We start from the raw sequence: 18,384 nt of genomic DNA on the forward strand, positions 1-18,384 counted from the left end.
GGACTGTAACCGAAGCTCCGGGGGCGGACAGCGATTTCAAGGCTTTTCGTTAAGCGGCGCGGTTAAGGAATTGCTACCTTGCCAATGGCTTAGGTTCGACAACCGGGACCGAGCCGTCTCATAGGTCCAATTCGCCTCAGCCGCCGACGCCGCAACGCTTTACTAGACTTAACCAGATGGCTAGGAGAGGCGGCCTTGCGCTAGGGTGAGCCGGCATCCTATTTAGACCGTAACCGATCCAGAACGATTCCGCGCGATTGCTGATATACCGAGGCGCCGGAATCCATCTCCAACAAGGGTAGTCCATGAATAACCCCGTTGAAACCTACATGAACCTCGTTCCGATGGTGGTCGAGCAGACCAATCGTGGCGAGCGTGCCTACGACATCTTCTCGCGCCTCTTGAAGGAACGCATCATCTTCATCACCGGTCCGGTCGAGGACGGGATGGCGACGCTGGTTTGTGCACAGCTTTTGTTCCTCGAGGCGGAAAACCCCAAGAAGGAAATCAACCTCTATATCAATTCGCCGGGTGGCGTCGTCACCTCGGGCATGGCGATCTATGACACGATGCAGTTCATCAAGCCGGCGGTGTCGACGCTCTGCATCGGCCAGGCCGCCTCGATGGGCTCGCTGCTTCTGACCGCCGGCCACAAGGACATGCGCTTCGCCACCCCGAACGCCCGGATCATGGTCCACCAGCCGTCCGGCGGCTTCCAGGGTCAGGCTTCGGACATCGAACGTCATGCGCAGGACATCATCAAGCTGAAGCGCCGCCTGAACGAGGTCTATGTCAAGCACACCGGCAAGAGCTATGACGAGATCGAGAAGACGCTCGACCGCGACCACTTCATGACCGCGGACGAGGCCAAGGACTTCGGTCTGATCGACAGGGTAATCTCAAGCCGCGAGGCCGTCGAGACCGCTACGGCTTCAGCCTGACCATCGACGGCAAATGGCAGCATAACGCGGTTTTGGCGTGTCTTGCGGCATTTCGGCCACATTTGGCTGTTCCCACAGGCGTTGGGATTGCCTACGTTAAGGCTATGTTGATTTTCGACGGCTTAGCTTTGCGTGGGGTTGCTGCGAATCATTGCCGCGTTTTCTGAATTGTGTTTCGTACGGAATGCGCTGTGTGAGCCGGAACACTGGCGGTGGCGGATTCCCGCGATAGATTGGTGAGACGTCACTCAAAGCCAGGCGGTCGCAGGGCGTCGGTGAAAGGACAGTAAAATGAGCAAGGTCAGCAACGGCGGCGGTGATTCAAAGAACACGCTTTACTGCTCGTTTTGCGGCAAGAGCCAGCACGAAGTCCGCAAGCTGATCGCCGGGCCGACGGTCTTCATCTGCGACGAATGCGTCGAGCTCTGCATGGACATCATCCGCGAGGAGAACAAGACCTCGATGGTGAAGTCGCGCGAGGGCGTGCCGACCCCGCAGGAGATCCTCAAGGTCCTCGACGACTACGTCATCGGCCAGCCTTACGCCAAGCGCGTGCTGTCGGTGGCGGTCCACAACCACTATAAGCGCCTGGCGCATGCCGGCAAAAGCAACGATGTCGAGCTGGCCAAGTCGAACATCCTGCTGATCGGCCCGACCGGCTGCGGCAAGACGCTCTTGGCGCAGACGCTCGCCCGCATCATCGACGTGCCGTTCACCATGGCCGACGCCACGACGCTGACCGAGGCCGGTTACGTCGGCGAGGACGTCGAGAACATCATCCTGAAACTGCTGCAGTCCGCCGACTACAATGTCGAGCGCGCCCAGCGCGGCATCGTCTATATCGACGAAATCGACAAGATTTCGCGCAAGTCGGACAATCCTTCGATCACCCGCGACGTGTCGGGCGAGGGCGTGCAGCAGGCGCTCCTGAAGATCATGGAAGGCACGGTCGCCTCCGTGCCGCCGCAGGGCGGCCGCAAGCATCCGCAGCAGGAGTTCCTGCAGGTCGACACCGCCAACATCCTGTTCATCTGCGGCGGCGCTTTCGCGGGCCTCGACAAGATCATCTCGGACCGCGGCCGCAAGACCTCGATCGGCTTCGGCGCGACCGTTGCCTCGCCCGAGGACCGGCGCACCGGCGACCTGTTCCGCCAGGTCGAGCCCGAGGATCTGCTGAAATTCGGCCTGATCCCGGAATTCGTCGGCCGTCTGCCGGTGCTGGCGACGCTGGAAGACCTCGACGAGCCGGCGCTGATCCAGATCCTGACCGAGCCGAAGAACGCGCTGGTCAAGCAGTATCAGCGGCTGTTCGAGATGGAGAATGTCGACCTGACCTTCCACGAGAACGCGCTGTCGGCGATCGCCAAGCGCGCCATCGAGCGCAAGACCGGCGCGCGCGGCCTGCGCTCGATCATGGAAGCGATCCTGCTCGACACCATGTTCGAGCTTCCGGCGCTGGAAGGCGTGCGCGAGGTGGTGATTTCGGAAGAAGTGGTGACCGGCAGCGCCCGGCCGCTCTACATCTATTCCGAGCAGAAGGAAAAGAAGGGCAATGTCAGCGCCTGAATGGCGTTTGACCCCACAATTTTCATGGAACGGCGCCCGCGTGGCGCCGTTTTGCTGTGAGAGGCGTGGCGCTATGCAATGGAAGGGATCGAGCAACCGTGTTAGCTCTTGATCTTTGCCCCGGCTGCATCCACCTAACACTGGAAGGCCGAGGCGCCGAATTCTGTGCTGTAAAACTCCCGTCACAAACGGTGGTAGGCGGAACGACACTCGGTCGTTAATATGAGATTCGCGGTTGGCTAAATAAGCAGCCGCGACATGAAAGGTTGGACAATGGCCAAGATATCCAAGGCTTCCGGCGACGGCGTTTTCGCAGTCCTCCCACTGCGCGATATCGTCGTGTTCCCGCATATGATCGTTCCGCTCTTCGTGGGCCGTGAAAAGTCGATCAAGGCGCTGGAAGAGGTGATGGGTCAGGAAAAGCAGATCCTGCTTGCCACCCAGATGAATGCAGCCGACGACGATCCTGAGCCCGATGCGATTTTCGACATCGGCACGCTCGCCAATGTGCTGCAGCTTTTGAAGCTGCCCGACGGCACCGTGAAGGTTCTGGTCGAGGGCGCCTCGCGCGCCAAGATCGTCTCGTTTACCGACCGCGCCGATTTCCATGAGGCCCGCGCCACCGCGTTGACCGAACCGGAAGAGGAAGAGGTCGAAATCGAGGCGCTTGCCCGCTCGGTCGTCACCGACTTCGAGAATTACGTCAAGCTGAACAAGAAGATCTCGCCCGAAGTGGTGGGTGCCGCCAGCCAGATCGACGACTATTCCAAGCTCGCCGATACGGTTGCCTCGCATCTCGCCATCAAGATTCCCGAGAAGCAGGAAATGCTCGCCACGCTTTCCGTCAAGGAGCGTCTGGAGAAGGCGATGGGCTTCATGGAAGCCGAAATCTCCGTGCTCCAGGTGGAAAAGCGCATCCGTTCGCGCGTCAAGCGCCAGATGGAGAAGACGCAGCGCGAGTACTACCTCAACGAGCAGATGAAGGCGATCCAGAAGGAGCTCGGCGAAGGCGAGGACGGCCGCGACGAGGCAGCCGAAATCGAGGCGCGCATCAAGAAGACCAAGCTTTCCAAGGAGGCCCGCGAGAAGGCGGAAGCCGAACTGAAGAAGCTGCGTTCGATGTCGCCGATGTCGGCTGAATCGACGGTCGTGCGCAACTATCTCGACTGGCTGCTGTCGATCCCGTGGGGCAAGAACTCCAAGGTCAAGCAGGACCTTGCGTTCGCCCAGAACGTGCTCGACACCGATCATTTCGGCCTCGACAAGGTCAAGGAGCGTATCGTCGAATATCTCGCCGTGCAGAGCCGCCAGAAGAAGCTGAAGGGGCCGATCCTGTGCCTCGTCGGACCGCCCGGCGTCGGCAAGACCTCGCTCGGCAAGTCGATCGCCAAGGCGACCGGCCGCGAGTTCATCCGCATGGCGCTTGGCGGCGTGCGTGACGAGGCCGAGATCCGCGGTCACAGGCGGACCTATATCGGCTCGATGCCCGGCAAGGTCATCCAGTCGATGAAGAAGGCCAAGAAGTCCAACCCGCTCTTCCTGCTCGACGAGATCGACAAGATGGGCCAGGACTTCCGCGGCGATCCGTCATCGGCCCTGCTCGAGGTGCTCGATCCGGAGCAGAACTCGACGTTCATGGACCATTACCTCGAGGTCGAATACGACCTGTCGAGCGTGATGTTCGTGACGACGGCGAACACGCTGAACATCCCTGCGCCCTTGATGGACCGCATGGAGATCATCCGCATCGCCGGCTACACCGAGGACGAGAAGATCGAAATCGCCAAGCGTCACCTGATGCCCAAGGTGATCCGCGACCACGCGCTCCAGCCGAACGAGTTCTCGGTCGGCGAGGACGCGATCCGCGGCATCATCCAGACCTACACGCGGGAAGCCGGCGTGCGCAGCCTTGAGCGCGAGCTGATGAAGCTCGGCCGCAAGGCGGTGACCGAGATCCTGCGGACGAAGAAGAAGACGGTGAAGATCACGGCGGACAACCTTGCCGATTATCTCGGTGTGCCGCGCTTCCGCTTCGGCCAGGTCGAGGCCGACGATCAGGTCGGCGTGGTCACGGGTCTTGCCTGGACCGAAGTCGGCGGCGAGCTGCTGACGGTCGAAGGCGTCATGATGCCCGGCAAGGGCCGCATGACGGTGACCGGCAATCTGCGCGACGTGATGAAGGAATCGATTTCGGCAGCGGCGTCCTATGTCCGCTCGCGCGCCATCGATTTCGGCATCGAGCCGCCGCTGTTCGACAAGCGTGACATCCACGTCCACTTGCCGGAAGGCGCGACCCCGAAGGACGGCCCGTCCGCCGGCGCTGCCATGGCCACGGCCATCGTGTCGGTACTGACGGGTATCCCGGTCCGGGCTGATGTGGCGATGACCGGCGAGATCACGCTGCGTGGCCGTATCCTGCCGATCGGCGGCCTGAAGGAGAAGCTGCTCGCGGCACTGCGCGGCGGCATCAAGAAGGTGCTGATACCGGAAGAGAACGTCAAGGATCTGGCGGAGATTCCGGACAATGTGAAGAACGGCATGGAGATCGTGCCGGTCTCGCGGGTCGGCGAGGTGCTCGCGCACGCGCTCACCAGGATGCCGGAGCCGATCGAGTGGGTCGAGCCGGTCAATACGCCGGCTCCGGTCGACAGCGGCGACGATGCCGGAAAGTCGCTTGCACATTAGCTTTTGCTAACGTTGCAACGCACAAAGAGAGAGCCGGGCTTCGAGCCCGGCTTTTTCATGTGAAAAAGCCACGAAAAAATGCAAAAAAGCCCGGAATTCCGCGGTTTTTGGCTTGGGTTCCGGAACGCTTCTTTCTAAAGTCCGTTTCCTGCCGGATGAGTCGTAAGTTCCGGTTTTCTCATGGAAGGGAATTTTTATGAACAAGAACGAACTGGTGTCCGCCGTCGCCGACTCCGCAAGCATTTCGAAGGCTGATGCGCAGTCTGCCGTCGATGCGGTGTTCTCCGTGATCACTGGCGAACTGAAGAAGGGCGGCGATGTCCGGCTTGTCGGCTTCGGAAATTTCACCGTGTCAAAACGCGCTGCTTCGACCGGCCGCAATCCGCAGACCGGCGCGGAAGTGAAGATTCCGGCGCGCACCGTGCCGAAGTTCTCGGCCGGCAAGGGCCTCAAGGACGCGGTCAACTAAGATCTTTTTCTTTAAGAGCAGAAAAGCCGGGCTTGCCCGGCTTTTCTTTTTTGCAGCTGATGGGCGGCGGCTCAGGCCGTCGGCGCGTCGGCGCGCATCAGGCCTTCCTGTTTCAAATCCGCCCACAGCGCCGCCGGTATCTTGGTGTCCAGCAGCGCGCGGTTGCTTTCGACCTCGGCCGGCCGCTGGCCGCCAGGGATCACCGACATGACCGAAGGATGCTGCAGCGGGAACTGCAGAGCCGCCTCGATCAGGCGTACATTGTGGCGCTTGCAGACGGCTTCGATACGCGCCACGCGATCCAGGATCTCTTTCGGCGCCTCGCTGTAATTGTAGAAGGCGCCGGGCTTCGGTCCGGTTGCAAGCACGCCGGAATTATAGGGGCCGCCCAGCACGATACCGCTGCCGCGCTTCTGGCAAAGCGGCAGGAAGGATTGCAGCGCCTCCTGCTCGAGCAGCGTGTAGCGGCCGGCCAGCAGGAACAGGTCGAAGTCGCCGCGTTCGGCAAGCGTCTGGGCGACCTGCCACTCGTTGATGCCGCCGCCGAAAGCCTTGATGACGCCCTGGTCGCGCAGCGCCAGCAACCCGTAATAGCCGGACGACATGAACTCCTCGATGCGGGCATCCGAGGCTTCCCTGCTGCCATGGGTGAAGATGTCGACGTCGTGGACGAACAGGATGTCGATGCGATCGACACCAAGACGCTCCAGCGAGGCCTCGAAGGAGCGCATGACGCCGTCATAGCTGTAGTCGTAGACCTCGCGGCGCGACGGCGTCTCGAAGAACTTGCCGATGCCGGTGCGCTGGTCCGGCGGGGCGACGCGCATGATGCGGCCGACCTTGCTCGACAACACATAGTCGTCGCGCTTTTTGCCGCGCAGGAACGGGTTCAGGCGGGTCTCCGACAGGCCGAGGCCGTAAAGCGGGGCCGTATCATAGTAGCGGCAACCGGTCGCCCATGCCGCTTGCAAGGTGGCATTGGCGTCCTCGTCGGAGACGGCGCGGTAGAGATTACCGAGCGGCGCGGTGCCGAAACCCAGCTCGGTGAAGGTGATGCCGCCATTGCCGATGCGGTCGAAATGCCGTGTCTTCATGTCTGACGATGTCCCGGAGTGATTTGTCTGACATGACACTATCACGCTCGTGGCCCAGCAAAAGTGCCGAGGCTCGTTGGACAGCGATTTTCGCGGTGGTAGCATGAACAAAAACAAGCCTTTCGCAGGCGGTCAGCCGCCAAATCCGTAGAGCCAAGCGATACCTCGGCAGGAGGGTGGGCCGTCATGACCAAAGTCGGATCAGTCCTGTTCGCGACCGCGCTGGACGAGCTTGGCGCGGTGCTGGCGCGCACGGATGAAGCCCGGATCGACGCCGCCTGCGCAATGCTTGCCGGCGCCGGCAGGATTGCCGCCTATGGCTGCGGCCGCGAGGCGCTGCAGGTGAAGGGCTTTGCCATGCGGCTCTACCATCTCGGCCTGCCGGTGTCGGTCGTCGGCGACATGACCACGCCGCCGCTCGGAGAGGGCGATGTCTTCCTGGCGAGCTCAGGGCCCGGCGAGACCAGCACGGTGCTGACCCTGATGCGGGTTGCCCGCGAGGCCGGGGCGAAAGTGCTGCTTTTGACGGCCGAACCGGCAGGCAGCGCCGCAAAGCTCGCCGATTTCACCCTGCTCATCCCGGCGCAGACGATGGCCAGCGACCAGGGCGCGGCAAGGACCTCAGTGCTGCCGATGGGCTCGCTGTTCGAAGGCGCGCTGTTCCTTCTGTTCGAAATCATGGTGCTGAAGCTTAAACGCCTGACCAATGCCACGCCGGAAGCGATGCGCGCCAGGCACACCAATATGGAGTAGGGGATGCGCTACGAGCTGATGCTGCCGCACCAGATCCGCAAGGCGATCGAGGAGAACTGGCCGGTCGTGCTCCCACTCGGCGTGCTCGAATACCATGGCGAGCACATGGCGGTCGGCATGGACACGCTGGCCGTCATCAAGACGGTGGAACTGATCGAGAAGGAGAGGGACATCGTCATCCTCCCACCTTTCTACTACGGCGCGGCAAGCTATGCGGTCGCGGTGCCGGAAGGCAGCGGCTCGGTGCAGGTCGGCGGTAAGGTGCTTTCGCCTTTCGCGGAGGAATTGTTCTATGGCCTGCTGCGCATCGGCTTTCGCAACATCCACGCCATCATCCACCACCAGACCGAGAATTTCGCGGCCGGCATGCCGACAGACCTCGCCTTCAAGACCGCCGGTCGGCAGGCGATCTTCCGCTTCCTGGAGAAGGAGCGTGGCGAGGGCTGGTGGGGTTCCAACAGCATGGCCGATTACTATGCCGGCCATGCGCAGGGCGAGAATGTCTTCAATTGGGTGCAGGTGCATCCGCTGATGCCGGCGACGATGAACGGCAAATATCCGTTCGACCATGCCGGCATCGGCGAAACCTCGCTGATGCTGGCGCTATGCCCCGAGGCGGTGGACGAGAAGCATTTCGCGGACAATACCGGCTGGTACACCAGGGGCGCTTCGGAAGCTTCGGCCGGTCTCGGCAACATCGGCGTCGCCATGATCCTCGACCATTTAAGGTCGATCTTGGTGCGATAGCGTGGCTCTTCCTTCTCCCCTTGTGGGAGCCTTGTGGGAGAAGCGGATGAGGGGTGTTCCAGGGAACGCCGGCGTCTCGCTCCGCTGGAACACCCCTCATCCGTCTTGGCGCTGCGCGCCGATCCACCTTCTCCCTCAGGGGGAGAAAGAGAGGCTCCCGCCTATTTCACCGAGCCGGCGGTCATGCCCATGATCAGGTAGCGCTCGAGCGCGATGCCGATGATGGCCAGCGGCGCGATCGCTGCCGTGGCAAGGGCCGCCATCGACCACCAGTTGATGCCTTGCGAGCCGGTCTGGCTCGCCACCATGACGGGGATTGTCTTGGCATCGGTCGACGTCAGAAGCGCGGCGAAGAAATACTCGTTCCAGCACAGCACCATCGCCAGGATGAAAGCGGCGACCATGCCCGGCAGCGCGATCGGCATGACGATGCGGAAGAAGGCGCCCCAGATCGACAGCCCGTCGACCAAAGCTGCCTCCTCCAATTCGACGGGAATGGAGTTGAACTGGTCGCGCATGATCCAGATGACGATCGGCAGCACCATCAGCGTGTAGAGGAGCACGAGCCCGATGCGCGTGTCGAGGAGGGCGACTTCGCGGTAGAGCACCAGGAAAGGCAGCGCCAGCACGACCGGCGGCAGGATCAACTGCGACAGGAAGAAGAAAGAGATGTCCTCGTTCTTGAACCAGGCGAACTTGTAGCGGTAGCGAACAAGGCCATAGGCCGCGAGGCTGCCGATGATGATGGCGAGGCCCGATGCGCCGACGGAGGTGATGACCGAATTCATGAAGCGCTTGAGGAATTCGTCGCGCACGGTCGATGTCTGGAAGATCGAATCCGGCGACAGGCCGAGCGAGCGCCAGCCCTTCCAGTCCGGCTGGAAGTCGACGAAGGGAACGAGATGGCCTTGCGTGACGTCGACCGCCGATTTGAACGAGGTGGTGATCGTCCAGTAGATCGGGAACAGGCACACGAATGCCCAGAAGACAAGCGCGCCGTAGATGAAGACGCGGCTGGCGATGAAGGCCGCCGGTGAGCGGATTTCGGAAACGGTGTAGTCGGTGGTCTGGACGCTCATGACGGCCGCTCAGTTGACGTTGCGCACGAAACGACTGGCGAATTTCAGGAGCCAGGTCACGAACACGACGATGATGATCAGATAGGCCATGGCCAGCATGGTGCCGTAGCCGACATTCGAGCGGTCACGGTATTCGCGGTAGATGAAGCTCGACACGGAATCGGTGGCGCCGCCGGGTCCGCCGGAGGTCAAGGTGATGATGATGTCGGCAAGCTTCAGCTTGAAGATGATGCGCAGGATCACGGCCGTCACCGACACCGGCAGCATCAGCGGAAAGGTGACCTGCCAGAATGTCTGCCATGCGGTCGCGCCGTCGACGCGGGCGGCTTCCAGCACCTCGCGCGACATCGCCTGCAGGCCGGCAAGCAGCATGATCATCATGAACGGGATGAAGGTCCAGGCGTCGAGCATCATGATCGAGATGCGGGCGGTGATCGGGTCGGAGAAGAAGGCGGGATTGTCCCAGCCGAGATGACGCGCCAGCGTCGCCGCCGGTCCGAACCGGTACTCCATAAGCGATTTGCCGACCATCCAGGACACGGCGACCGGCGACAGCATCAGCGGCAAAAGGAAGACGACACGGAAGAATTTGCGGGCCCGGATCTGGGCGTTGAGCAGCAGCGCCAGGCCGAAGGCGATGACATATTCGACCAGCACCGCAAGCACATAGAGCACCATGTTGAACAGCGCGTTGCGGTAATAGGGATCAGCCAGCATCTGCCAGAAATTGTCGAGGCCGTTGAACCTGCGTCCGGCAAACGAGCTGAGGTTCCAGTCGGTCAGCGCGATATAGAAGCCGAACAGGGTCGGGAAGATCACCATGGCGATGGTGAAGAGCAGCGCCGGCAAAAGGAACAGCGCGCGCTGGCCGTCCTCTCCACGCGTCAAGACCTGCCAGGCGCCGAGCGCCGCGCCCCACACGATGTAAGCGTAGATCACCGGTCGCCAGGTGTCGAAACCGACCGTGGACATCTCGGTCTTGTAGAGGACCTGCACGACGATGATCGCCAGCAGGCCAAGCGTCGCGAGGGCCAGCAGGCCCCAGCCGAGGCGCTTGCGGCCCGCCGGGATCAGGTCGGCCGGATCTGCCGGCCACGCATTCGCGGTCGAAGTCTGCTCAGCCACGCCTTGCCTCTTTGCGCTTCAAACCGGCCGGGCCGGTAAAGATGCGGCCCGGTGACGATGTGCCACCGGGCCGCGACGTCTCATAAGCCAGCCTACATGCCGAGCGAGGCTTTGTAGAGCTTGATCTGGTTTTCGCGGCCGATCTGGTCGGTCAGCTTTTCCCAGGCCGCGGCGATGGCGTCGGCGCCTTCCTGTGCCTTCATCTTGCCGGCGAAGGTGTTGGCAAGGATGTCCTCGGCGGCGGAGTAGTACTGGAAGATGCCGGGGATGCGCGGCTCGATCGCCGCGTTCGGATGGTTGTAGCTGTCGCCTTCCGACTTGAGATAGGAGGTGATGAAGGCCTCGTCATAGCCTGCCGCCACCCATTCCGGAATGTTGAAATGGGAGTTGCGGTAGGGCTGGAAGCCCGACGGATACATCGCCGTCCAGATCGACAGGTCCTTGCCGCCGAGATGGGCGGCGGCGGACCATGCGGCCTTCTTCTTCTTCTCGTCCTTGTCGACGCGCGCCATGACATAGACGCCCCAGCCGAGATAGGCGCAGTTCGGCGCATAGTTGGGCCCACTGGCGAGCTTGTCCCACTTGCCGGTCTTGGAATTGTAGACGTCGTCGGAGCCCGGCAGGATCGAGAAGCCGGTGACGTCGCCGATGACCGAAGAGTCGTTGGTCTTCACGTTCGAACCGACGTCGCCCCACCAGGGGATCATCGAGCCGGTGCCGGCCAGGAACTGCTGGAAGGCGGTCGTGTTCGGATCGGCATTGATCTGGTCTGCGGGCTCGGAGGGCAGGGCGTCGATCACGTCCTGGATGGCGCGCACCCAGGCCGGATTGTTGACGCGCGGCTTCATCGTGTCGGCATCGAACAGCCAGGCCTTGTCGTCCGGATGCTTGGCATAGGCGGTGGCGCGGCTGCCGAGGAAGTAGAAGCCGAAACCGCCCCAGGGCTTGGGCGCGTCGAGATAGCCATAGACGTCCTGGCCCTTGAATTTCTTGCCCTTGAGGAACTTGGTGACGGCCTGCACTTCCTGCCAGGTCTTCGGCACGCCCCATTCCGTCGTTGCGCCGCTATCCTTCCACTGCTTGGCGAGGTCGGCATCGGAGAACACGTCGGTGCGGTAGTTGAAGTTGTGCGTGTCGCCGTCGATGGTGACGCGATACTGCTTGCCGTCCCAGGTGCCGACCGGCGGCTTCAGGTAGTTGACGAGATCGTCGAAGTCGATCTGCTTCTTGACCCAGTCGGGCATCTCGGAGGTGAGGCCCTTGCCGCAGACATCGCCTTCGAAGGGCGCGCCCATCTCGATGATGTCGAAGTCGACGGTGCCGGTGGCGATCGACTGCTGCAGGCGGGCGTTGTAGTCGGCCTGGGCGAGGTCGATCCAGCTGATCTTGGCGCCCGTATAGGCCTCCCATGGCTTCAGGAAGCCACGGAACAGCACGTTGTGCAGGTTTTGGTTGTTGAGGCCCATGAAGGTGAGCTCGACACCGGCGAACTCGCCTTCCTTGACATTGGCTTTGGTCGCTTCGAGGCAGAGCTCGCCGACCTTCTGGAAGTCGGCATCGGTCGGCTGGCCCTTGCCGACGCCGGGAATCTGCAGGATTTTCTTACGCAAATCATCGTCGGCGGCGGCGGGCCTTGTCAACGCGCCGAGCCCGGCGCCTGATGCGGCGGCGATCGCGGCCATGCTGGCCGCGCCTTTCAGCAGATCGCGGCGGCTGGCGCCGGCGCGCATCAGTTTTTCATACAGGTCGACTCTCATCTACAGGTTCCTCCCAGAACAACAGCGATTGAATTGAAGTGCCAATCTCTCGGACGTCGAAACGTCTCTCGGTTCTCCTCGATCATACGGGGACGTGGGACCCCACCCTGCGTCGCCGGAGCTCCGATCTCAGGGTAACAGGCCTGCTCTCGGATTGGCACTCGCCACTATTCGCGTAATCGATTACCTTGTCAACAAGATTGGCTTTTTATCTATAAGATACCGACTTGCCGTTGCCGTTGGCAATGGCTAGCTTCACCGCAAACGATAAAGGGGAGACGATGGCTCAAGTCGCGATCAGCAGTGTGGCCAAGGCGTTCGGAACCGTCAAGGTCCTGCATGAGGTCAGCGTCGATATTGCCGACGGACAGTTCGTCGTGCTGGTCGGCCCGTCGGGATGCGGCAAGTCCACGCTCTTGAGGATGGTGGCCGGGCTGGAGACCGTTTCCGGCGGCACGATCTCGATCGGCGACCGCGTCGTCAACAACCTGCCGCCAGCCAAGCGCGACATCGCCATGGTGTTCCAGAACTACGCGCTCTATCCGCACAAGACGGTGGAGCAGAACATGGCCTTCGCGCTGAAGCTGCGCGGTACAGATCCGGCCGTCGTCGCCGAACGGGTCAAGCGCGCCGCCGACATCCTCGACCTCGCGCCCTATCTCAAGCGCTACCCGCGCCAGCTTTCCGGCGGTCAGCGCCAGCGCGTCGCCATGGGCCGCGCGATCGTGCGCAATCCGCAGGTGTTCCTTTTCGACGAGCCGCTTTCCAATCTCGACGCCAAGCTGCGCGTGCAGATGCGCACCGAGATCAAGGAACTGCACCAGCGGCTGAAGACGACCACCATCTACGTCACCCACGACCAGATCGAGGCCATGACCATGGCCGACAAGATCGTGGTGATGCGCGACGGCCGCATCGAGCAGGTTGGCGCGCCGCTCGAATTGTTCGACCGACCGGCGAACCTTTTCGTCGCCGGTTTCATCGGCTCGCCCTCGATGAACCTGCTCAAGGGTACTGTAAAAAATGGGGGTACCGTGAAGAAAGCTGCGAAGCCGGTCGTCGAGATCGCCGGCACGGCGTTCCCGATGCCGTCGAGCGCGGTTGCCGAGGACGGCCAGGCCGTCGTCTATGGCGTGCGGCCGGAACATCTGGAGATCCACCCGGACGGCGTCGCATCCACCGTCTCGGTGGTCGAGCCGACAGGCTCCGAGACGCTGGCCTTCGTGCGCTTCGGCGAGGGCGAGATGGTGGCGCTGTTTCGCGAGCGCCACGACTTCAAGCCGGGCGACACGCTCAAGCTCAAGCCGCGTCTCGACCAGGTCCACCTGTTCGACGCCGGGACCGGCAAGCGTCTTTAGAACTTTACGCAATTCCGGACGGAAAACCGCTCACACTTTTCCTGGAATTGCTCCAGACCGCATCAACCCTTCAAGAGGAAACCATGCTCAAAGGGATCAATCCGCTGCTCAATGCCGATGTGCTCCAGGCGCTGCGGGCGATGGGTCATGGCGACGACCTGATCATCGCCGACACCAATTTCCCGTCCGATTCCGTGGCGCGGCAAACCGTGCTCGGCAAGCTGCTGCGCATCGATGCAACGGCGGCCGAAGTGGTGAAGGCGGTGCTGTCGGTCTTGCCGCTGGATACTTTCGTCAACGATGCCGCCGCGCGCATGGAGATCGTCGGCAAGCCGAACGAAATCCCGCCGGTGCAGAAGGAGGTTCAAAACGAGATCGACGCGGCCGAGGGCAAGCCCTGGCCGATGATCTCGATCGAGCGCTACGCCTTCTACGAGCGCTCCAAGAAAGCCTATTGCGTGATCCAGACCGGCGAGCGCCGCTTCTATGGCTGCTTTGCCTTCCGCAAGGGCGTCGTGCCACCGAATGCGGAGTAAGGACATGGCCGCAGGCAAGCCCGTCGTCATCCTGGGTGTATTCGTCGCCGACACCGCCTATCGCGCCGATCGCCAGCCGCGGCTGGGCGAGACGATCCTGGGCAATTCCTTCAAGCTCGGCCCGGGCGGCAAGGGATCGAACCAGGCCGTAGCCGCCGGCAAGCTCGGCGCGGACATCACCTTCCTGACGCGCCTCGGCGTCGATGCCTTCGCCGATATGGCCAAACAGACGTGGAAGGACGCAGGCGTGAAAAGCGCCGTCATCGACACGCCCGACAGCTATACGGGCGCGGCCTATATCTTCGTCGAGGAAGGCACCGGCAACAACGCGATCATCGTCAGCCCGGGCGCGGCAATGCTGATTTCCCCGGCCGACATCGAGGCGCATGCCGGGCTGATCCGGTCCGCTGGCGTCTTCGTCACCCAGCTCGAACAGCCGATCGACGCGGCATTGAAGGCGCTCGAGATCGCGCGCGGGGCAGGGGTGACGACCATCCTCAATCCGGCGCCGGCCGCCAGCCTGCCGGATCGCATCTACACGCTTTGCGATTATGTCACGCCCAACGAGACTGAGGCAGAAGGGCTGACCGGCATCAAGGTTTCGTCGGTCGACGACGCCCGCCGCGCCGCCGATGCCCTATTGGCCAAGGGTGTCGGCTCGGTCATCGTGACGCTCGGCGAGAAGGGCGCCTTGCTCCACACCAAGACCTTTTCCGAACATGTCGGCGCGGTCAATGCCGGCCCGGTGGTCGAGACCACGGGGGCGGGCGACGCGTTCAATGGCGGCCTGGCCGCAGCCTTGGCAAAAGGCGTCGAGCCATTGGAGGCCATCCGCTTTGCCTGCGCAGTCGCCGGCATTTCGGTGACCCGCCCGGGCACCGCGCCGTCGATGCCGGCATTGCAGGAAGTGGAAACCCTCCTTGCCAGGTGAGGTTGCTTCACCGTCGCCGGCAACATCCATGGAAAAGATGCGAGCGTCTCGCAACCGCAGCGCTCCGACTGTGGATTTCACAACCAATTGCTATGAGAATGATTGGCAGATCATGCTTGCGAGGGGTTATTTGCGCGTCGTCCTCGACCGTTGCTGCCATGATTTCAACCGGCGCCGGCTGGTCATCAACAATGTCAGGGAGCGCGCTCGGGTGGAAGCGGCCGCGGCGGCGGCGGTGGCCCGCGGCGATATCGACGAATATCTGTTCGTGGATGATCATGCCGCGGCCGCCTTGGAGTTTTTCCAGGTCAGCAAAACTTCCCTTGGCCGCGGCTATCTCTATTCCATCAGCGAATTGGTTGCGCTTCACATCAGTGATGCCAGCTACCTGCTCTATTATAAGGGCGATTCTTATCCGAAGCGCCGGTTCCGCTGGATCGACGACGCTGTGGGGCTGATGGAGGGCAGTGGCGATCTCGTCGTCGCAAATCTGTGTTGGAACGATCGGTTCGACCTGGCAAGATCCGAAAGCTTCGGCCAGCAAGGCGACTTCCTCGTTGGATATGGATTCTCAGACCAATGTTTCCTGGTAAAGATGTCCATCTTCCGCGCGCCGATCTACAACGAGGAAAATCCGGCTTCTGCACGCTATCCCGACTATGCCGGCGAATCCTTTGAAAAGCGCGTGGATGCCTATATGCGCAACCACGAATTGAAGCGCCTGACGCACCGCCGGCAAAGTTATGTTCACAAGAACGTTCCGAAGCGCGGTCTAGGTCGAATCCTGCGGCGATTGAGACCGCTCGCGTAGAGACTGCCTCGCTCGCAAGCTCCACTCCTCCAGCTTTCAAGGTCCGGAACGCAACGGGAGCCAGCGCGTTTGCTGCTTTGACCGACACGAATGAAATCGGTTCGGAACAGCGGAATGAAGAAATCCTATCAAAAGCCGAGGCTGCTCAAACACGGCACGCTCATACGGCGGACAGCTCAGATCCTTGCCTCCGGCATCGTGCTGGGTGAATGATTTCCCGCGTCGTGCCGGGGCGGCAGGGCCGAGCGCTGGCGCTCTAAAGAATCCTGCTGGTCAACTCCAGCATCGTCGTTGCGCCTTGCTCGCTACCGGGCATGTGCACCACCCGCAGGACGCGAAGGTCCTGGTTCGATCCTTCGACCGGCATCGACACGCTTTCGCCTATCCGCGGCAATTCCTGGAATGCCAACTCGTCCACATCCCTGGCATCGTCGATGGAAATACGGCATCTCACAGCCATCTGATCTCTCCCGTCTTTTCGCCCGTGGGCTGAACGGGACAAGATTGGAATGGTTCCGAGAAAGACCTCACCTGGCGAACCTGCCGCGATATTCGCGCGGCGTGAGCCCCTTCAACGCCTTGAATTGACGCCCGAAATTGGCCAGCGATCGATAGCCGACCAGCTCGGCGATGTGGGCGATCGGCTTGTCTTCTTCCGCGAGGAGGGCGCAGGCCTCGCCGATGCGCAGCCGCGTCACGTACTCAATCAAGGTCAAGTGCGTGTGCCGAGTGAACATGCGGTGAAAGCCTGAAGGGCTGAGCGCGGCTAGCCGGGCGAGACGATCGATCCTGAGATCGTCCGTATAGTGCGCGTGCAGATAGTCCAGCACGCGGTCTATCCGCGATCCGCTTGCAGGGATGGTGGACGAGGGCGAGCGGGACGGCGCCGTCAGCGGCTCGGCCTCGTCATCCCCGGCGAGCGTCAGCAGGACCGAGATGAGGTCGAGCAGCCGCTCCGCGGGTGGCTTGTCGAAGATCGCTTCGATCCGCGCCCTGACGCGCCCGGTGGCGCCTTGCGAGAATTTCAGCCCGCGCGCCGATCTTTCCAGCAGGCCGGCTACCGGCCGAAGCTCCGTCAGGAGACCGGTCAATCCACGTGCCCATTCGGGGCGGAACCAGATGACCATGACCAGGTGCGGCCTGCCGCCGTCGATCTTGCTCGAAGAAGACCAGGTGTGCGGTAGGCTCGGGCCGAGCAACACGAGATCGCCGTCGTCATAGCCACCGACGTGGTCGCCGACGAAGCGGCGCCCGCGCGAGTTCAGGGTGAGCGTCAGTTCATATTCCGGATGATGGTGCCATTCGAACGGAATGGTCGGGTCGCGCAGGACCCTTACCATCGACCATGAGGCGTCATCGGCGACGGTGACCTTCTCCAGATAGGGCTTCATGGCCTACCCCTAAGGAATTCGCCTCGAACGGCGTGAGAGACATAACGAACGCCAGAATAGTATCACTCCAGGCCTGTCAGGGACAACATGCGCGGCCATCGTTCAGTTAGCCTCGTCTTCGGCAGGCAAGGCAGAGGAGGAAAACGATGGCCCATGCGAAAGACATCACCAAGGACGATCACCCGACATCCAGCCGTGCAACGGCCCAACTGTCCAAGATCGAGAAAACGCTTCCGCTGCGCGTGCTTTCAGACGCGGATTTCGCGCACTGGCAGAGGCGAGGCTTCGTGATCGTGCGCAATGCGGTGCCGCAGGCAAATGTCGAGCGCCTCAAGGCATTGCTTTGGCAATTCGAGGAAAAGGACCCAAGCGATCCGACGACGTGGGATGTGACCCAGCGGCGCGACTATGCCCTGAAGGAAATCAACAACGCCGGCATGGTCGAGATCTACAACCACCAATTCCTGTGGGACAACCGCATGGCGCGTCGCGTCTACGACGCCTTCGTCGACATATGGGACATTGAGGATCTGTGGGTCGCCATCGATCGCGCCAACCTCAACACCCCCAACAAGGGCAGGCGCGCATCTCCCGGCTTCATCCACTGGGACGCCGACACCTCGCTCGAGCCCAAGCCGATCTCGGTGCAGGGCGTCCTGTCGCTCGTCCATCAGGACGGCGGCGACATCGGCGGCTTCCAATGCGTGCCGTATCTGTTCGAGCATTTCGACGAGTGGGTGAAAACCCAACCCGCCGATCGCGACCCGCATCACCCTGATATGAGGGGGATCGAGGACAGGATCGAGAAGCTCGAACTTTTCCCGGGCGACCTGATGATCTTCAATTCGCTGCTGGCGCATGGCGTGGCGCCGAACACGTCCGACGACAAGGTGCGGATGGCGCAGTACATCTCCATGTTCCCTGCCGATGAGGGCAATCTCGTCGAGCGCGAGGCGCGTATCCGGTCCTGGCGCGAGCGCGAGGCGCCGCAGCGCGCCGGTTTCGCCGGCGATCCGCGCGGCTGGGAGAAGAAGCATGCCGAGACGGCAAAGCTGACACCGCTCGGCGAAAGGCTGCTGGGGCTGATCAGCTGGAACGGGTAACGTCGGAGGATCGCAACGGTGGGAGGGCTTCGCCGTTT

17 protein-coding genes are annotated in these 18,384 nt (G+C 62.1%); 11 read left to right on the top strand and 6 right to left on the bottom strand.

Translation table 11 applies throughout. The annotated features are described in order from the left end of the window. Nucleotides 1-305: 305 nt before the first annotated feature. From FJ471_RS13570 to hupB, 4 genes are all read left to right on the top strand, one after another. Nucleotides 306-941 carry an ATP-dependent Clp protease proteolytic subunit gene (locus FJ471_RS13570; RefSeq protein ID WP_140803784.1) on the top strand — a complete coding sequence of 212 codons (636 nt, stop codon included), beginning with the start codon at nucleotides 306-308 and terminating at the stop codon, nucleotides 939-941. Nucleotides 942-1,232: 291 nt separating this feature from the next. Beyond that, entirely contained in the window at nucleotides 1,233-2,507 is a 1,275-nt protein-coding gene (gene clpX / locus FJ471_RS13575) for an ATP-dependent Clp protease ATP-binding subunit ClpX (RefSeq protein WP_140677331.1), read from the top strand. 273 nt (nucleotides 2,508-2,780) lie between these two features. Beyond that, nucleotides 2,781-5,192 (top strand): endopeptidase La, encoded by a 2,412-nt coding sequence (lon, locus tag FJ471_RS13580; RefSeq protein ID WP_140803786.1) that lies wholly within the window; start codon nucleotides 2,781-2,783, stop codon nucleotides 5,190-5,192. A gap of 196 nt (nucleotides 5,193-5,388) precedes the next feature. Further along, a complete protein-coding gene (gene hupB, locus FJ471_RS13585; RefSeq protein ID WP_027166452.1) occupies nucleotides 5,389-5,661 on the top strand; it encodes a DNA-binding protein HupB in 273 nt (90 codons plus the stop codon). A 71-nt stretch (nucleotides 5,662-5,732) separates the two neighbouring features. Here hupB and FJ471_RS13590 read toward each other — a convergent pair whose 3' ends face one another. Further along, nucleotides 5,733-6,755: an aldo/keto reductase gene (locus FJ471_RS13590; protein WP_140803789.1), complete on the bottom strand. Its 1,023-nt coding sequence runs from the start codon at nucleotides 6,753-6,755 to the stop codon at nucleotides 5,733-5,735. Between the two features lie 186 nt (nucleotides 6,756-6,941). On the opposite strand from FJ471_RS13590, the gene FJ471_RS13595 reads away from it, so the two are divergent. After that, nucleotides 6,942-7,508 (top strand): SIS domain-containing protein, encoded by a 567-nt coding sequence (locus FJ471_RS13595; protein ID WP_140803790.1) that lies wholly within the window; start codon nucleotides 6,942-6,944, stop codon nucleotides 7,506-7,508. A gap of 3 nt (nucleotides 7,509-7,511) precedes the next feature. Next, a complete protein-coding gene (locus tag FJ471_RS13600; protein WP_140803792.1) occupies nucleotides 7,512-8,255 on the top strand; it encodes a creatininase family protein in 744 nt (247 codons plus the stop codon). Between the two features lie 161 nt (nucleotides 8,256-8,416). On the opposite strand, the gene FJ471_RS13605 is transcribed toward FJ471_RS13600, so the two are convergent. From FJ471_RS13605 to FJ471_RS13615, 3 genes are all read right to left on the bottom strand, one after another. Beyond that, nucleotides 8,417-9,334: a carbohydrate ABC transporter permease gene (locus FJ471_RS13605; RefSeq protein WP_140803794.1), complete on the bottom strand. Its 918-nt coding sequence runs from the start codon at nucleotides 9,332-9,334 to the stop codon at nucleotides 8,417-8,419. A gap of 9 nt (nucleotides 9,335-9,343) precedes the next feature. After that, nucleotides 9,344-10,459, bottom strand: a complete 1,116-nt coding sequence (locus FJ471_RS13610) for a sugar ABC transporter permease (RefSeq protein WP_140803796.1) — start codon at nucleotides 10,457-10,459, stop codon at nucleotides 9,344-9,346. Between the two features lie 92 nt (nucleotides 10,460-10,551). Next, nucleotides 10,552-12,216, bottom strand: coding sequence for a sugar ABC transporter substrate-binding protein (locus FJ471_RS13615; RefSeq protein WP_140803798.1), 1,665 nt, complete (start codon nucleotides 12,214-12,216; stop codon nucleotides 10,552-10,554). Between the two features lie 281 nt (nucleotides 12,217-12,497). Here FJ471_RS13615 and ugpC point away from each other — a divergent pair, with 281 nt between their 5' ends. The 4 genes from ugpC to FJ471_RS13635 all read left to right on the top strand — a co-directional run bounded on the left by ugpC (nucleotide 12,498) and on the right by FJ471_RS13635 (nucleotide 15,852). Beyond that, nucleotides 12,498-13,574, top strand: coding sequence for a sn-glycerol-3-phosphate ABC transporter ATP-binding protein UgpC (gene ugpC / locus FJ471_RS13620; protein ID WP_140803800.1), 1,077 nt, complete (start codon nucleotides 12,498-12,500; stop codon nucleotides 13,572-13,574). Between the two features lie 83 nt (nucleotides 13,575-13,657). Next, on the top strand, nucleotides 13,658-14,110 hold the full coding sequence (locus tag FJ471_RS13625) for an RbsD/FucU family protein (RefSeq protein WP_140803802.1): 453 nt from the start codon (nucleotides 13,658-13,660) through the stop codon (nucleotides 14,108-14,110). 4 nt (nucleotides 14,111-14,114) lie between these two features. Beyond that, nucleotides 14,115-15,041 carry a ribokinase gene (rbsK, locus tag FJ471_RS13630; protein WP_140803804.1) on the top strand — a complete coding sequence of 309 codons (927 nt, stop codon included), beginning with the start codon at nucleotides 14,115-14,117 and terminating at the stop codon, nucleotides 15,039-15,041. Between the two features lie 28 nt (nucleotides 15,042-15,069). Next, nucleotides 15,070-15,852, top strand: coding sequence for a hypothetical protein (locus FJ471_RS13635; protein ID WP_140803806.1), 783 nt, complete (start codon nucleotides 15,070-15,072; stop codon nucleotides 15,850-15,852). Nucleotides 15,853-16,108: 256 nt separating this feature from the next. Here FJ471_RS13635 and FJ471_RS13640 read toward each other — a convergent pair whose 3' ends face one another. Both FJ471_RS13640 and FJ471_RS13645 read right to left on the bottom strand, forming a co-directional pair. Continuing rightward, nucleotides 16,109-16,312 (bottom strand): hypothetical protein, encoded by a 204-nt coding sequence (locus FJ471_RS13640; RefSeq protein ID WP_140803808.1) that lies wholly within the window; start codon nucleotides 16,310-16,312, stop codon nucleotides 16,109-16,111. 67 nt (nucleotides 16,313-16,379) lie between these two features. Next, the gene (locus FJ471_RS13645; protein WP_140803810.1) at nucleotides 16,380-17,243 is read right to left on the bottom strand and encodes an AraC family transcriptional regulator; all 864 of its coding nucleotides are present in this window, start codon (nucleotides 17,241-17,243) and stop codon (nucleotides 16,380-16,382) included. Nucleotides 17,244-17,389: 146 nt separating this feature from the next. Between FJ471_RS13645 and FJ471_RS13650 the strand changes: the two genes are divergently transcribed. Beyond that, nucleotides 17,390-18,346, top strand: coding sequence for a phytanoyl-CoA dioxygenase family protein (locus tag FJ471_RS13650; protein ID WP_140803812.1), 957 nt, complete (start codon nucleotides 17,390-17,392; stop codon nucleotides 18,344-18,346). Nucleotides 18,347-18,384 lie beyond the last annotated feature (38 nt).

Origin of the sequence: Mesorhizobium sp. B2-7-1 (assembly GCF_006440735.1) — a bacterium.
In the GTDB taxonomy this organism is placed as follows: Bacteria; Pseudomonadota; Alphaproteobacteria; order Rhizobiales; family Rhizobiaceae; genus Mesorhizobium.

Excerpts from the sequence above, each read along its gene's own strand:
- FJ471_RS13650 (WP_140803812.1), top strand. The coding sequence starts at position 17,390 with ATGGCCCATGCGAAAGACATCACCAAGGACGATCACCCGACATCCAGC.
- FJ471_RS13600 (WP_140803792.1), top strand. The coding sequence starts at position 7,512 with ATGCGCTACGAGCTGATGCTGCCGCACCAGATCCGCAAGGCGATCGAG.
- FJ471_RS13640 (WP_140803808.1), bottom strand. The coding sequence starts at position 16,312 with ATGGCTGTGAGATGCCGTATTTCCATCGACGATGCCAGGGATGTGGAC.
- hupB (WP_027166452.1), top strand. The coding sequence starts at position 5,389 with ATGAACAAGAACGAACTGGTGTCCGCCGTCGCCGACTCCGCAAGCATT.
- FJ471_RS13570 (WP_140803784.1), top strand. The coding sequence starts at position 306 with ATGAATAACCCCGTTGAAACCTACATGAACCTCGTTCCGATGGTGGTC.
- FJ471_RS13625 (WP_140803802.1), top strand. The coding sequence starts at position 13,658 with ATGCTCAAAGGGATCAATCCGCTGCTCAATGCCGATGTGCTCCAGGCG.
- FJ471_RS13605 (WP_140803794.1), bottom strand. The coding sequence starts at position 9,334 with ATGAGCGTCCAGACCACCGACTACACCGTTTCCGAAATCCGCTCACCG.
- clpX (WP_140677331.1), top strand. The coding sequence starts at position 1,233 with ATGAGCAAGGTCAGCAACGGCGGCGGTGATTCAAAGAACACGCTTTAC.
- FJ471_RS13645 (WP_140803810.1), bottom strand. The coding sequence starts at position 17,243 with ATGAAGCCCTATCTGGAGAAGGTCACCGTCGCCGATGACGCCTCATGG.
- FJ471_RS13595 (WP_140803790.1), top strand. The coding sequence starts at position 6,942 with ATGACCAAAGTCGGATCAGTCCTGTTCGCGACCGCGCTGGACGAGCTT.
- FJ471_RS13590 (WP_140803789.1), bottom strand. The coding sequence starts at position 6,755 with ATGAAGACACGGCATTTCGACCGCATCGGCAATGGCGGCATCACCTTC.
- rbsK (WP_140803804.1), top strand. The coding sequence starts at position 14,115 with ATGGCCGCAGGCAAGCCCGTCGTCATCCTGGGTGTATTCGTCGCCGAC.
- ugpC (WP_140803800.1), top strand. The coding sequence starts at position 12,498 with ATGGCTCAAGTCGCGATCAGCAGTGTGGCCAAGGCGTTCGGAACCGTC.
- FJ471_RS13635 (WP_140803806.1), top strand. The coding sequence starts at position 15,070 with ATGGAAAAGATGCGAGCGTCTCGCAACCGCAGCGCTCCGACTGTGGAT.
- FJ471_RS13615 (WP_140803798.1), bottom strand. The coding sequence starts at position 12,216 with ATGAGAGTCGACCTGTATGAAAAACTGATGCGCGCCGGCGCCAGCCGC.
- lon (WP_140803786.1), top strand. The coding sequence starts at position 2,781 with ATGGCCAAGATATCCAAGGCTTCCGGCGACGGCGTTTTCGCAGTCCTC.